The organism is Soonwooa purpurea (assembly GCF_053891095.1).
In genome coordinates, this window is sequence record NZ_JBSSMA010000012.1 from 1 (window position 1) to 13,928 (window position 13,928).

Annotated in this window: 13 protein-coding genes; 10 read left to right on the forward strand and 3 right to left on the reverse strand. The window is 34.2% G+C overall.

Annotated features, from left to right (window positions below; genetic code table 11):
* Nucleotides 1–575 (forward strand): IS3 family transposase (locus ACVFVN_RS11255; RefSeq protein WP_456235325.1); only part of this gene is annotated, 575 nt, incomplete at its 5' end.
* 70 nt (nt 576–645) lie between these two features.
* Here the strand turns inward: ACVFVN_RS11255 and rsmA are convergent.
* Nucleotides 646–1,416, reverse strand: coding sequence for a 16S rRNA (adenine(1518)-N(6)/adenine(1519)-N(6))-dimethyltransferase RsmA (gene rsmA, locus ACVFVN_RS11260; RefSeq protein ID WP_165132289.1), 771 nt, complete (start codon nt 1,414–1,416; stop codon nt 646–648).
* A gap of 342 nt (nt 1,417–1,758) precedes the next feature.
* Between rsmA and ACVFVN_RS11265 the strand changes: the two genes are divergently transcribed.
* From ACVFVN_RS11265 to rluF, 5 genes are all read left to right on the forward strand, one after another.
* Nucleotides 1,759–2,658: a cell division protein FtsX gene (locus tag ACVFVN_RS11265; RefSeq protein ID WP_165132286.1), complete on the forward strand. Its 900-nt coding sequence runs from the start codon at nt 1,759–1,761 to the stop codon at nt 2,656–2,658.
* Between the two features lie 2 nt (nt 2,659–2,660).
* A complete protein-coding gene (locus ACVFVN_RS11270) occupies nt 2,661–2,972 on the forward strand; it encodes a DUF3098 domain-containing protein (protein WP_165132283.1) in 312 nt (103 codons plus the stop codon).
* 85 nt (nt 2,973–3,057) lie between these two features.
* Nucleotides 3,058–3,879 carry an undecaprenyl-diphosphate phosphatase gene (locus ACVFVN_RS11275; protein ID WP_456235326.1) on the forward strand — a complete coding sequence of 274 codons (822 nt, stop codon included), beginning with the start codon at nt 3,058–3,060 and terminating at the stop codon, nt 3,877–3,879.
* Nucleotides 3,880–4,086: 207 nt separating this feature from the next.
* Nucleotides 4,087–4,788 (forward strand): tRNA pseudouridine(55) synthase TruB, encoded by a 702-nt coding sequence (gene truB, locus ACVFVN_RS11280; RefSeq protein WP_456235327.1) that lies wholly within the window; start codon nt 4,087–4,089, stop codon nt 4,786–4,788.
* A 9-nt stretch (nt 4,789–4,797) separates the two neighbouring features.
* Complete coding sequence (gene rluF / locus ACVFVN_RS11285; RefSeq protein ID WP_456235328.1) at nt 4,798–5,517, forward strand: 23S rRNA pseudouridine(2604) synthase RluF; 720 nt, start codon at nt 4,798–4,800, stop codon at nt 5,515–5,517.
* Nucleotides 5,518–5,558: 41 nt separating this feature from the next.
* Here the strand turns inward: rluF and ACVFVN_RS11290 are convergent, their stop codons facing one another.
* Both ACVFVN_RS11290 and ACVFVN_RS11295 read right to left on the reverse strand, forming a co-directional pair.
* A complete protein-coding gene (locus tag ACVFVN_RS11290; RefSeq protein WP_456235329.1) occupies nt 5,559–6,887 on the reverse strand; it encodes a hypothetical protein in 1,329 nt (442 codons plus the stop codon).
* A gap of 148 nt (nt 6,888–7,035) precedes the next feature.
* The gene (locus tag ACVFVN_RS11295) at nt 7,036–7,377 is read right to left on the reverse strand and encodes a MerR family transcriptional regulator (protein ID WP_165132268.1); all 342 of its coding nucleotides are present in this window, start codon (nt 7,375–7,377) and stop codon (nt 7,036–7,038) included.
* A gap of 142 nt (nt 7,378–7,519) precedes the next feature.
* Between ACVFVN_RS11295 and ACVFVN_RS11300 the strand changes: the two genes are divergently transcribed.
* The 4 genes from ACVFVN_RS11300 to ACVFVN_RS11315 all read left to right on the forward strand — a co-directional run bounded on the left by ACVFVN_RS11300 (nt 7,520) and on the right by ACVFVN_RS11315 (nt 13,919).
* Entirely contained in the window at nt 7,520–9,922 is a 2,403-nt protein-coding gene (locus tag ACVFVN_RS11300; protein ID WP_456235330.1) for a TonB-dependent receptor plug domain-containing protein, read from the forward strand.
* 249 nt (nt 9,923–10,171) lie between these two features.
* Nucleotides 10,172–11,950 carry a 30S ribosomal protein S1 gene (rpsA, locus tag ACVFVN_RS11305; RefSeq protein ID WP_165132262.1) on the forward strand — a complete coding sequence of 593 codons (1,779 nt, stop codon included), beginning with the start codon at nt 10,172–10,174 and terminating at the stop codon, nt 11,948–11,950.
* A gap of 134 nt (nt 11,951–12,084) precedes the next feature.
* On the forward strand, nt 12,085–13,047 hold the full coding sequence (locus tag ACVFVN_RS11310) for an EamA family transporter (RefSeq protein WP_456235331.1): 963 nt from the start codon (nt 12,085–12,087) through the stop codon (nt 13,045–13,047).
* A gap of 107 nt (nt 13,048–13,154) precedes the next feature.
* A complete protein-coding gene (locus ACVFVN_RS11315; protein WP_456235332.1) occupies nt 13,155–13,919 on the forward strand; it encodes a T9SS type A sorting domain-containing protein in 765 nt (254 codons plus the stop codon).
* The last annotated feature ends 9 nt before the right edge of the window (nt 13,920–13,928 follow it).

The following is a 13,928-nucleotide window of genomic DNA, read 5'->3' on the forward strand; positions in this document are numbered from 1 at the left end:
AAAAACATAAAAATTTGATTAAAGATTATCAATACAAAAAGCCTAATAATGTTTGGGTATCAGACATAACTTACTTGGGAAACAGAGAAAATCCAGCCTATTTAAGCTTGATAACCGATGCTTATTCTAAGAAAATCGTAGGCTTTGATGTGTCGGATTCTTTGGCTACAGCATCTTGTTTAAATGCTCTAAAAATGGCATTGAAAAAAGAAAATCCGAAGAGTCTTATTCATCACTCAGACAGAGGTTTACAATATTGTTCCGATGATTATCAAAAGCTATTGAAAAAGCATAAAATCCGTTGTAGTATGACACAAGAATCAGATCCTTATGAGAATGCCATAGCCGAAAGAATCAATGGAATTTTAAAACAGGAATATGATATTGATAAATTTAATGTAGATTTGAATACAAGAAAGATTTTGGTCAAACAAACCGTAAAGGTCTATAATGAGTTAAGACCGCATTTGTCAAACTATTATTTAACACCGATGCAAATGCACCAACAACAAGAATTAATACCAAAATCGTACAAAAAGAAAAACAGTACAAATACGAATATATGTACTGTTTAAAATAAAGTTTTATTAGTCTAATCCTGTATCATTTTTTCAGGACGTTACATTAAAAAACTTGTAGTAAAAATTACAAAGCCTCTTTCCATTCTTTGGTGAAACTGATGAAATCAGCAACCGATAATTCCTCAGCGCGGATGTCCAAAAAAGCATGTGATTTTATTGCTTCCGGAATGTTCAGAACTTTAAGAGCATTGCTCAATTTTTTTCTTCTTTGGTTGAAACCAGCTTTCACAATTTTTTTGAACAATTCCTCATGTCCTGCTAATCCTTCTTTTGGATTTCTCAGCATACGAATAACGCCAGATTTTACTTTCGGTGGTGGGTTGAAAACGTTTTCATGAACCGTGAACATATAATCCACATCATAATAAGCTTGTATCATTACCGACAAAATGCCGTAATCTTTGGTTCTTGGTTTTGCGGCAGTCCTCTCAGCAACTTCCTTTTGGAACATGCCTACCATCTCAGGAACATACTCGTAATTATCAACAATTTTAAACAAAATTTGCGACGAAATATTATAAGGGAAATTTCCGATTACCGCCAATTGTTTTCCAAATACTGTTGGTATGTCAATCTTCAAAAAATCACCTACAAAGTGTTGTTCTTCCAGTTTTGGATAATGTATTTTGAGATAGTCGATAGATTCTGTATCGATTTCGGCAACGAAAGTTTCTGTGGGTTTGTCTAATAAAAATTTGGTCAAAACACCCATACCAGGACCAACTTCCAAAACTTGGTCGTAGCCTTGGTAGGAAAGTCCATCTACAATGTTTCGTGCAATATTTTGGTCGGTTAAAAAGTGCTGACCGAGGTGTTTTTTGGCGCGTACATTCATGTTGCAAAGATATTTTAATTAACTGATATTTTTATTGAATCACAGAATTTTTCTTCTGTTGACAAATCCCGCAATAGGGATGGTAGCGGCTATCCTTTTGGGTTTGGCGTGAGGCGGCGGAGCGTAGCGGAGCCGTCCGAACGACAAAACCAAAAGATAATAGCGGACAGCCCGACCGCAAAATAGCAAGGATTAAGACTGGGATTTTGCGGGATTGCCCCAATTAAAAATCTTAGAAATTGAAGTTATAATTTTCTTTTTATGATTTTATTAACAATACTTTGCCCTATTTTCAAGGCTTAAGTGAATATTATTTTCTATTTTAGCAGAAAAATTTCATTAATGCCAAAGACTGTAGAGGATATTAACAAAAGTAGATTACGATCCAGTAACATTACCGTAGTTATTAGTATTGCTTTAGTTCTTTTTCTTGTGGGCTTATTTGGGTTAATCCTTATAAATGCTCAAAAATATTCGGATTATATTAAAGAACAATTGGTTGTTCAGGCTTATTTTGACGAACAACTCGATGTTAAAGATTCTGCTAAAATTGCAAAAGACAACGCGGTAAGTTACGAACTTATCAAGGCACTACCTTTTGTGAAAAAAGCAACTTTTATTTCGCGTGAGCAAGCTTCTGTTGAAGCCAAAAAAAGTATGGGAATCGATTCCGAAGCTTTATTCGATGCTCATATTTTTCCAGCTTCTGTTGAAGTATCGTTGAAGCCTGAATATGTTGATCCAGCAAAGATGGATCAGGTGGTTTTGGAACTGTCAAAAGTACCAGGCATCAAAGAAGTGAAAAACGACGATACGTTGACCAAATATGTGTACAATAATCTGAATAGAATTCTCAAATGGATTCTTGGATTTTCAATATTGTTTTTAGTTTTGGCAATGGTGTTGATTAATAATTCTATTCGTCTAAAAATCTACTCAAAACGTTTTATTATTAAAACCATGCAGTTGGTTGGTGCGAAGCGTCGATTTATTTTGAAACCTTTCATCATCGAAGCAGTAGTTTTAGGATTGCTAGGTTCATTCATAGGACTTGCAGCTTTGGGAGGACTTTGGTATTTCTTCACAGACCAAATCGGGACTTCTTTTGTGAATGATTCTAATCAGTATCTATTATTAGCTTTAGGTGTATTAGGTGTCGGTATTTTAATAACAGTTCTAAGTACTATCTTTGCAACTTGGAGATTTTTAAGATCTCATGTTGATGATTTGTATTACTCATAATTATGGCAAAAAAAAATAAACTTTCGGCAGACAATTACGGGAGCCCAGCTTCCACGCCGACTACGCCAAAAGAAAATAATTTCTACTTCGGAAAATCCAACTTCAAATGGATGTTAATCGGTTTGGCTTGCATCATTTTAGGATTTGTTCTGATGATGGGCGCAGATGCCAATACAACACCAGAAGGCAAATTCGATCCTAACTACTGGAACGAAGGGATTTTCTCGGTTCGTAGAATAAGAATTGCGCCACTTTTGGTAATTGCAGGATTTGTAATTCAGGTGTACGCCATTTTGAAACGTGACAAAAAATAATTTTTATTACAATTATAACCGCATCAAAAACTTTGGAGAAGTCTATTCTTTTTCAAAGTTTTTTCAATTTAATTAAAATAAAAGGATGGAATTATTAAAAGCAATAATTATAGCTATTGTAGAAGGACTTACCGAATATCTTCCAATTTCTTCAACCGCCCACATGGGCTTTGCTGCCAATCTTATGGGTATGGAGGAAACAGAATTTCTCAAGATGTTCCAGGTTTCCATTCAGTTTGGGGCAATTCTTTCCGTTGTGGTAGCTTATTGGAAAAAGTTTTTTGATGTTAACAATTTACAATTTTATTTAAAACTTGGTTTCGCAGTAATTCCAGCTTTGGCATTAGGATATTTATTCGATGATAAAATTGAAGCTGTTTTGGGTAACCAAATTGCGATTTCATCAGTTTTAGTTTTAGGTGGAATTATTTTATTGTTTGCTGACAGTTGGTTCAAAAATCCAAAAATAAATGACGAAAAAGAAATTACCATCAAAAAAGCAATCATCATTGGTTTTTGGCAATGTCTGGCGATGATGCCTGGTACAAGCCGCAGCGCAGCATCTATCATCGGTGGGATGACACAGGGTTTAACAAGAAAAGCAGCGGCAGAATTTTCATTCTTTTTGGCAGTTCCTACGATGTTGGCAGTGACCGTTTATTCGGTATTTGTAAAAACTTGGGGTAAAGGTACAGACCATGTGATGAAGGGCTACGAGATGATATTGTCGTCACAAGATCACATTATAGCTTTTGTAGTGGGGAATGTTGTAGCCTTTGTTGTGGCGCTTATCGCCATAAAATCTTTCATTGGTTTGTTGAATAAATACGGTTTCCGACCTTGGGGTTGGTACAGGATATTTGTTGGTATCGCATTGTTGATTTATTTCCAATTCTTTAGTAAATAATTTTTTTTGGGCAGCTTTTCCGCCTTCCGCTCCCGCTTTTCTAATATTGGAGAGGCTTCGGCTCCGCTCAGCCACCCCATATTAGAAAGAGCTCCGCTCAAGTCGGGCTGCAGATTCCAAAACACTTGAGAAGTTGTAGAAACAAAAATCAAGAGCCAAGAATCAAGAGCTAAGACATAATTATTAATATTTATCAAGTTTCCAAAAGTGACTTCCGAACAATTACAATCAGGTTATATATTTTTAGTGGACAAACCTTTGGATTGGACTTCTTTTCAAGCGGTTAATAAACTCAAATACAAACTAAAAAGAGAGTTTAAAGAACTTCCCAAAAAATTTAAAATCGGTCACGCCGGGACTTTGGATCCGCGTGCTACAGGACTTTTAATTGTTTGCACCGGAAAGTTTACCAAGAAGATTCCCGAAATCCAAGATGCTCCAAAAGAATATTGGACCGAAATAAAAATCGGTGCTCAGACAGAATCTTACGACACCGAAAAACCAGAAATACAACATCAGGATTTTTCACACATCACAGAAGAAAATATTCATGAAGCATTATCAAAATTCGTTGGAGAAATAGAGCAAAAACCACCCATTTTTTCTGCAATAAAAATTGATGGCGAACGTGCCTACAATCTCGCAAGAGCAGGAGAAGAAGTGGAAATGAAATCCAGAAAAACCACGATTCATTATATTATAGATATCCATATTGATTTTCCTTTGGTAAGTTTTACCGTAGGTTGTTCCAAAGGAACCTATATCCGTAGTTTGGCACACGATATTGGCAAGGAATTGGGTGTTGGCGCTTATTTAACACAATTAAAAAGAACAAAAATTGGTGATTTTTTAATTGAAAATGCCTCCGAAAAATACCTGGATAACGATTATAAATTTGAAGATTTATAAACAAAAAAAATGGAAAAAACACGTATTAATAAATATTTGTCAGAGGTTGGTTATTGTTCTAGAAGAGCAGCGGACAAACTTCTAGAAGAAGGCCGAATTACAATTAATGGGAAAGTTCCAGAAATGGGAACAAAAGTTTCGGACCAAGATGAAATTTTTGTTGATGGTATTTCTATCCGCAAAACCGAAGAACAGCATGTCTATATCGCGTTCAATAAGCCTGTCGGAATTGTCTGTACAACCGATACGCAGCGCGAAAAGAATAATATTATCGATTATATTAATCATCCCAAACGTATTTTCCCAATTGGTAGACTTGACAAACCGAGCGAAGGTCTTATTTTGTTGACGTCCGATGGCGATATTGTTAATAAAATTCTTCGTTCCAAAAACAACCACGGGAAAGAATATATCGTGCGTGTTAACAAACCCATTTCGCCAACTTTTCTTAATAAAATGAGAAATGGCGTTCCGATTCTTGATACTGTGACAAAAAAATGTGTGGTTGACCAGATCGATACCATGACATTCAGGATTATTTTGACACAAGGTCTTAATCGACAAATCCGTCGCATGTGTGAATATCTTGGCTATGATGTGAAAAAACTGAAACGTATTCGTGTTCTTAATATCAACCTCGATTTGCCTTTGGGAAAATGGCGCGATTTGACAAAAGAGGAACTGTCAGAACTCAATCAACTTCTTGAAGGATCTTCAAAAACTTTATAAGCTATTTTAAGAATTAAGAATCAAGAATCAAGAATCAAGAATTATTTGATATACCAACGCATTCGGGTTTCGTATTCTGGTTTTAGCTTCAGGAATTTCCAAATTTTGTCGTCATTCGGATAAGTTGTTCGATAAAAAATGATCTTATCTGCAGAATATTTAAAGTAAGGGTGACTTTTTAACCAATCTTCTGGTGCGTCCACTAAGGAATATTTTTGGACATCATCGGTAGAAAATTTACAAGTATTAATCAATTTTTGCATCAAATCTTTATCAATATTATAAGTATCTAGCATTTGTTGTGTGTTGACAAATCCACCCAGTTTTTTCCGAAATCCTACAAAACTTCCCGCAGCACGCTCATCAAAGCCAAATTCAATAAGCTGTTTAAAACTAATTTTATTTAAATCTAAACTTGTAAAATCCGTTTGTTGCACAATTTTATCAAATGTTTTTTCGGTATTTGAATTTTTAAAATTATCGGGATTCAGAATAATGTAATGTTTTAAGTCCTCAAATTTTTCTTCGGAAATCACAAAGCAAGATTTAATGTCGTCTAATGTTCGGAAGCTTCCTTTCAGGTTTTTCTCGCGATAATTAACGATGACATGTGCTTGTTTTTCAGAGAAGCCCAAACTTTGCCAAGCTTTAACATCTAAGAGGTTAGGGTCGAATTTCTGATAATTTATTTTTGTTTTTGAAGGTGAATGATTCGTAAACTTATTGAAATTTTCGGGCGTTTTTTCTGGAAGAATAAGATAGGATTTCATTTGAGAAAACTGCTCGTCATTGATGATGAAACAATCTTTTAGTTTTTCCTTGCTTACAAAACTGCCGCCGAGATAGTTTTTATATTTGAGAATGGCAGCTGCTTGTTTTTCAGAAAATCCCATCTTTTGCCAATCTTGTTGTGATAATTGGTCAGGATTGAATTTTCCAGAAATATTTAGTTTTTTTGAGGTCGAATGTTTCGTGGTTTTTTCATTAAAATCAGCATTTTCTAATACAATATAGGCTTCTAGACTTTTGAATTTTTCTTCAGAAATTGCATAGCACTTTTTAAGTTGATCTTTGGATGTGAAAGTTCCTCCGACCAAATCTTTGTATTTCAGAATCGTGGCAGTTTGTTTTTCGGAGAATCCCAAATCTTGCCAATCTTTTGCGTCCAATGCATTTGGGTCAAAATTTTTAATTGGTTTTTCTAAAAATTCTGTAGTAACAAATTGAAGATTATCAATATTGTCCTTATTTAGATAAGAATGTTTTTTATAAAAATGAAATGTTATCTGAAAGCCTAAAAGAAACAAACCACTTAATATTAAAGCAAAAATTTGTTTGCGTCTCATTTGATAGGGAAGTTGCGTTTTCATGTCGTTTGTGTTTAGTAATAAAAATACACAAAATTTTAATGAAAACTTTTAATTTCTATAATATTTTTCTATGTAAAAGATTGAATAAGAAATTATTATGATAAATGCTTGAGTTTTATATGAAAAAAGAGCCTTTGCTTAACATTCTTTATTCTGGGATATTGTCCAAAGATTTTTTAAGTTTTTTAAGCTCCGCTTTTACAAACTCGAGTCGGTCGATTAAAGTGATGGTTTCCGAGATTTTGGTATTTGTTGTTAAAGCGATGCGCGCACCATCGAGAGTATAGCCTTTTTCTTTAACGAGATGATAAATCATTTTCAGGTTTTTAATATCTTCTGGTGTGAAGTATCGGTTTCCTTTTTTATTTTTTTTAGGCTTTATAATAGGGAATTCTTGCTCCCAATATCTGATGAGAGAGGTGTTGACGTCAAATGCTTTGGCAACTTCGCCTATAGAATAATAGAGTTTGTCAGGAAGATTAATTTTCATTGGTTCAATCGAGCTTTCAAAGATAAATAATTTTATCTGTAAGTGACAAGTCATATTTTATAAATGCCTTTTCGTCCTAGTAGATGTATATTTGCATATTGATAAGTAATAATCGTGGTTAATATAATAAAAATATATAAGCATGTTGAATAATAAATTTTACATTTTTATATGTGTAATTTTATCGTCAATTTGTATTAAAGCACAAATAGGAGGTATTACAATTTCGCTCTATGATCAGTTTTCTAAGAAAGCATTAGAAGGTAAAGTTAGCGTAATTAACACCCAATCAGAAAAATCAGGATATGGAGAAATAAGTATTGATTCACTACAAGTAGGAAATTTTAGTTTTGCGATTTCAGCTGTAGGTTATGAAAGCACTTATCTCTACGATGTTAATATTGTTCCAAATCAAAAATTAAATTATTCTATTGGACTAATTAATAATTTGGACAAGGCTAACGAGATTTCTGAAGTTGTAGTAAATGCTAAAAAATATAAAACAACATCAGAAAGTCCAGTATCGCTAAGGAATATCACTAGTGAAGAAGTTCAAAAAAATGCAGGCTCTAACAGGGATATTTCCAAAGCTTTGTTGTCACTACCTGGTGTTGCCAATACTTCTAGTTTTAGAAATGATCTGCTGATTCGGGGAGGCTCATCGTTAGAGAACAAGTTTTATATTGACGGAATTGAGGTTCCTACGATTAACCATTTTCAGACTCAAGGGGCTTCTGGGGGACCACGCGGCATTATCACCGTTGATTTTATTAGAGATGTAGATTTCTATAGTGGTGCCTTTCCTGCTAGACGAAATGCTGTAATGTCATCTTTGTTCGAATTTAATTTTAAAAAAGCCAGAAAAGATAAATTAGGTTATAAAGTTGTTTTAGGAATTGATGATATGCAATTCATGGCTGATGGACCGTTGAGTAAAGATCAATCGTGGACAGGTCTATTCTCTATCAGAAAATCTAATCTGCAATTGCTTTTCAAAGCTATTGGACTGCCTTTTTTACCGTCTTATTATGATTCGAATTTTAAAATTTCAAAAAAATTTAGGTCAGGTGACGAGCTTTATTTTCTCGGAATTGGTGCTATTGATCAATTTAAGTTAAATCTTGATGCCGAAAAGACGGCATCCAATTTAGCCTTACTTGATAGGATTCCTGTTTCTCCACAATGGAATTATACATTTGGATTAGGATATTCGCATTTGGTGAATAATGGCAATTGGCTTTTCACTCTCAGTAGAAATACGTTGGATAATAAATCGGAAAAATATTTTAGAAATAGTGAAAGCCCAGAAAATTTGCTTTTAGATTACCATTCTCAAGAAATAGAGCACAAGCTAAGACTCGACAGGAATTGGAGTGTTGGAAGTTATAAATGGAGTACAGGGATTAATGTTGGGTATTCATATTATTTTAATAAATCCTACAACAAAAATGTAACAACTACAGGCGTCTATGATGATGTTTATACTACAAAATTAAATTTGATGCAGTATGGAGCATTTGTCCAAGTATCTAATAAGTTTTTTGACAATGCTCTCAATGTTTCCTTTGGGGCGAGATGGGATGCTAGCGATTATTCAAAATTAATGGAAAATCCATTACAGCAGTTTTCACCGCGATTATCGATGCGTTATGAGATCAGTAAAAGATGGGCATTGAATTTCAATACAGGTATTTATTACCAATTGCCACCTTTTACCGCTTTAGGCTTTCGTATAGATGATGACTTAACGAATAAAAAGACATTAAAATATATTAAAAATCAACAAATCGTCTTCGGCACTGAATATAATGCGAAAAATGATGTAAGATTGACATTGGAAGGCTATTACAAAAAATATTCTAATTATCCTTTTTCTTTAAGGAATTCCTACAGCTTAGCCAATACTTTGGGAGGTTATGGTGTTGTGGGTGCAGAACCATTAGATGCTCGATCCAGAGGTGAAACTTATGGTGTAGAATTTTTAGCACAAAAGAGAACCGCTAATGATTTTTATGGAATTGTTTCGTATACTTTTGGTTATTCAAAATTTTCAAATGAAGATAACAGACTAATTCCTTCTGCTTGGGATACAAGGCATATTGCGAGCGTTACTGCTGGGAAATATTTTAAAAAAAATTGGAACGTTGGTGCTAGGTTTAGGCTGCAAAGTGGATTTCCCGAAACACCATATGATTTTAACAGAAGTTCTCTAGTTACAATATGGGACATAGCAAACGGACCTATCTATAACACTACTTTGCTAAACACAATTAGAGGAAAAGTAGTTCATCAATTGGATATTCGTGTAGAAAAGAAATGGGTGTTTAATAAATGGCAAATTACCGCTTATATGGATGTTGTAAATGTTTATGGATCCAATAATCCAAGTAATTTACCAGTCGTTAATATCCTAAGAAATGCAGATGGTACAGGTGTGATTTCTAATCCTAATGCACCGTTGCAAGATCAGAAATATGAATTGATCTCTAGCAATCAAGATAATCAATCAACCTTACCATATTTAGGATTTATTTTCGAATTTTAAAGCTAGAAAAGGATGCTTACAATTTAATATTGCTGTTACTTTTTTCTATTTTATTAGGAATGAAAATAGCTTTGATAAAATTGTACAAAAATTAGTTAGATTTAATATTTATTTGTAATTTTGCACCACTTTTTATAGTGTGAATTCGGCAGGCTTAAATTATTCAAAACTAACATCTTCCATTTTTTCGGAAAGTCTATATTTAGCCGAAGCTTTTAGAAAAACGGAATACAAATTAAAATTAGAATTATGTCAAAAGAGACAAATTCAGCAGAGGTTTTATTAAACCAAAACGTAGCACCAGAACAATTTGATTGGGAGTCTTTCGAGTCAGGTCTTGATGCTAATGACAGATCAGAGAAAAAAGAATTAGAAGAAATCTACAATGGTTCTCTTAACGATCTTGCCGAAAACGACGTTATCGTTGGTAAAGTTGTAAGATTAACAGACAAAGAAGCTATCGTTGATATCAACTTCAAATCAGAAGGTGTTATTTCTCTTAACGAATTCCGTTACAACCAAGGTTTACAAGTAGGTGATGAGGTTGAAGTAATGGTTGACAGAAGAGAAGACAAATCTGGACAATTACAACTTTCTCACAGAAAAGCAAGAACGCTTAAAGCTTGGGATAAAGTAAACGAACTTCACGAAACTGGAGAAATCGTTAACGGTTTTGTTAAGTCTAGAACGAAAGGTGGTATGATCGTTGACGTACACGGTATCGAAGCATTCTTACCAGGTTCTCAAATCGATGTTAAGCCAATTAAAGATTACGATCAGTACGTTGGTAAAACAATGGAATTCAAAGTGGTTAAAATCAACCCTGAGTTCAAAAACGTTGTTGTATCTCACAAAGCGCTTATCGAGGCTGACATCGAAGGTCAGAAAAAAGAAATTATCGCTCAACTTGAAAAAGGTCAAGTTCTTGAAGGTACTGTTAAGAACATTACTTCTTACGGTGTATTCATCGATCTTGGAGGTGTTGATGGACTTATCCACATCACTGACCTTTCTTGGTCTAGAGTTAACCACCCATCAGAAATCCTTGAAGATGGACAAACAGTGAAAGTGGTTATCCTTGATTTCGACGATGAGAAAACAAGAATCCAATTGGGTATGAAGCAATTAGAAGCACATCCTTGGGATGCTCTAGATGCTAACCTTAAAGTTGGTGATAAAGTAAAAGGAAAAGTAGTTGTTCTTGCTGACTATGGTGCTTTCGTAGAAATCGCTCCAGGTGTAGAAGGACTTATCCACGTTTCTGAAATGTCTTGGTCAACACACTTAAGATCTGCAGGAGATTTCGTGAAAGTTGGTGACGAGGTAGAAGCAGAAGTACTTACTCTAGATAGAGAAGAGAGAAAAATCTCTCTAGGTATGAAGCAACTTTCTAAAGATCCATGGGAAAATATCGAAGCTAAATATCCAGTAGGTTCTAAGCATGTAGGTACTGTAAGAAACTTCACTAACTTTGGTGTATTCGTAGAGTTAGAAGAAGGTATCGATGGATTAATTTATATTTCTGATCTTTCTTGGACTAAGAAAATCAAGCATCCATCTGAGTTCTGTGCTGTTGGAGATAAATTAGACGTTGTAGTATTAGAATTAGATACTCAAGCGAGAAGATTATCATTAGGCCACAAACAACTTACTGAAAACCCTTGGGATAAATTCGAAACTAAATATGCTGAAGGAACAGTTCACACTGGTAATGCAGTAGAAGTACATGATAAAGGTGCTTCTGTACAGTTCGAAGATGCTGAGGTTGAAGCATTCTGCCCATCAAGATTATTAGAGAAGGAAGACGGATCTAAAATTAAGAAAGGTGAAACTGCTGAGTTCAAAGTAATCGAATTCAACAAAGAATTCAAAAGAGTAGTTGTATCTCACACAGGAATCTTCAGAGATGAGGAGAAAAAAGCTGCAAAAGAGGCTAAGCCTGCTGCAACTTCTGGTGAAGAAAAATCAACTCTTGGAGATATCGATGCTTTAGCAGAATTGAAAAAGAGAATGGAAGAAGGTAAATAATCCAACTTTCACATCTTAACATACGAAACCACTTCCAAAAGAAGTGGTTTTTTTGTGTAGGCTTTTCACGATTCAAAAAATAGCCGTACTTTTGCCTCCCTTTCTCAAAAACTGAGAAACTAAAGAAAGATTTTATGCAACAGAATAATGTATTAAAAGGTGTCATCCTAGTAGGACTAGGTGCCAGCTTTTACGGAATGTTAGCCACATTTGTTAAGTTGGCTTATAAAGAAGGATTTACAACCGCAGAAGTAACTGCCTCACAATTTGTTTTGGGGATTTTAGGAATGTTATTGCTAAACATTTACCAATCCAAAGTCTCGAAGAAAGCTTATCCAAATATTACGAATATTGACAAGAAAAAACTCATCCTGGCAGGAACCTCAATGGGATGTACCAGTTTGTTTTATTACCTAGCAGTACAATATATCAATGTTTCTGTCGCTATTGTATTATTAATGCAGTCCGTTTGGATCAGCGTTGTTATCGAAGCTTTTCTGAAAAAAACAAAGCCAGGAGTCCGAAAAATAATTTCGGTAATTATTGTTTTAGTAGGAACTTTATTAGCAACAAATATTTTGAACCAAGATATTGAGATGGATTGGAGAGGTCTTATGTGGGGACTTCTTGCAGCATCATCCTTCTCTACAACCATGTTTGCGGCAAATAGTATTGCGACTTATGCATCGCCGTTTCGTAAGACATTGTTTATGCTATTAGGCGGTGCAATTATCGTTAGTTTGTTTTTATTTTTTGGACAAATAGGACCTTTTTATTTTGATGGTTTAAAATCAATTTATGCAATGTTCTCCGACAATCCAGATAATATTCGAGCATTTGATTTTAGTATTTTTTGGAAATATGGTTTAATCTTATCGCTTTTCGGAACCATTTTACCACCGATTTTATTTAATTCTGGTTTTCCAAAAGCTGGCTTAGGCTTGGGAAGCATCATTAGTTCTATGGAATTACCGGTTTCTGTAATGATGGCTTATATTTTATTGAAAGAACGTGTCGAGTTTATCCAATGGTGTGGGATTGCGTTAATCCTATTTGCAATTGTATTAATGAATTTGCCTCGAAAAAAACTGAAATAATAACAAATTGCTTTAAAAATTATTGAATTCGTTGTCTTTTGGTAGCGAATTTTTTTATTTCTAATTTTTTGATTATTCTTGCAATCCTAAATTTTAAATATAGTTTTATGAAAAAAGTTTTATGTTCTTTAGCAGTTGGATTTGCTGCTTTATCTTTTGGTCAAATTAATAAAAGTCAAGGTTTTGAAGTTGATAATGGTGATTTCGCCAATGCTTCTTTTTTTAGAAGTAAAACCACACCAGTTTGTGAAGGGAGTTATGGGCTAATCAGAAATTTTTGGTCAGGCGGAAAAACGGGCTCTACGACCTTTTCGTCTTTTTCTTCCAATGGACAATCTATAGATGTTTCTTTTAAATATAGAACTTACAATTTCCCTGCTCAAAGCAATAATGTTGTAGACGGGACAATGTTTGTAGAATATTCGATTGACGGCGGCACAACATATACTAATATTGGTACTATTGCTCTTAATCAGATTATCACATGTGCTAATTTTAGCTATACAATTCCTGCGGGTGAAGTTCCTCAAAACGCAGCTTTCAAACTAAGAGTTTCTGGACAACAGCTTAATAGTGGCGATTTTTACCTTATTCTAGATGATTTCAAATTTTCGCAAGGCACTTTAGCAACATCGGATATTAAAAAATCTGATGTGACGATTTATCCAAATCCAGTGAAAGACATATTATATGTCAACAATGCTGATGCCAAAACTTTGGTCAAAATTACCGATTTGTCAGGACGTCAAATCAAAGAAACCCAGTTGCTTGATAATACAGTTAATTTAACAGAATTAAAATCAGGAACTTATATCATTACAATTATTGATAAAAACGGTAAATCTACCAATCAAAAATTCGTGAAAAAATAATCAACTTAT

Coding starts and splice junctions, on each gene's coding strand:
- rsmA (WP_165132289.1), bottom strand. CDS start 1,416: ATGAATGTACGCGCCAAAAAACACCTCGGTCAGCACTTTTTAACCGAC.
- ACVFVN_RS11265 (WP_165132286.1), top strand. CDS start 1,759: ATGCCAAAGACTGTAGAGGATATTAACAAAAGTAGATTACGATCCAGT.
- ACVFVN_RS11270 (WP_165132283.1), top strand. CDS start 2,661: ATGGCAAAAAAAAATAAACTTTCGGCAGACAATTACGGGAGCCCAGCT.
- ACVFVN_RS11275 (WP_456235326.1), top strand. CDS start 3,058: ATGGAATTATTAAAAGCAATAATTATAGCTATTGTAGAAGGACTTACC.
- rluF (WP_456235328.1), top strand. CDS start 4,798: ATGGAAAAAACACGTATTAATAAATATTTGTCAGAGGTTGGTTATTGT.
- ACVFVN_RS11290 (WP_456235329.1), bottom strand. CDS start 6,887: ATGAAAACGCAACTTCCCTATCAAATGAGACGCAAACAAATTTTTGCT.
- ACVFVN_RS11295 (WP_165132268.1), bottom strand. CDS start 7,377: ATGAAAATTAATCTTCCTGACAAACTCTATTATTCTATAGGCGAAGTT.
- ACVFVN_RS11300 (WP_456235330.1), top strand. CDS start 7,520: ATGTTGAATAATAAATTTTACATTTTTATATGTGTAATTTTATCGTCA.
- rpsA (WP_165132262.1), top strand. CDS start 10,172: ATGTCAAAAGAGACAAATTCAGCAGAGGTTTTATTAAACCAAAACGTA.
- ACVFVN_RS11310 (WP_456235331.1), top strand. CDS start 12,085: ATGCAACAGAATAATGTATTAAAAGGTGTCATCCTAGTAGGACTAGGT.
- ACVFVN_RS11315 (WP_456235332.1), top strand. CDS start 13,155: ATGAAAAAAGTTTTATGTTCTTTAGCAGTTGGATTTGCTGCTTTATCT.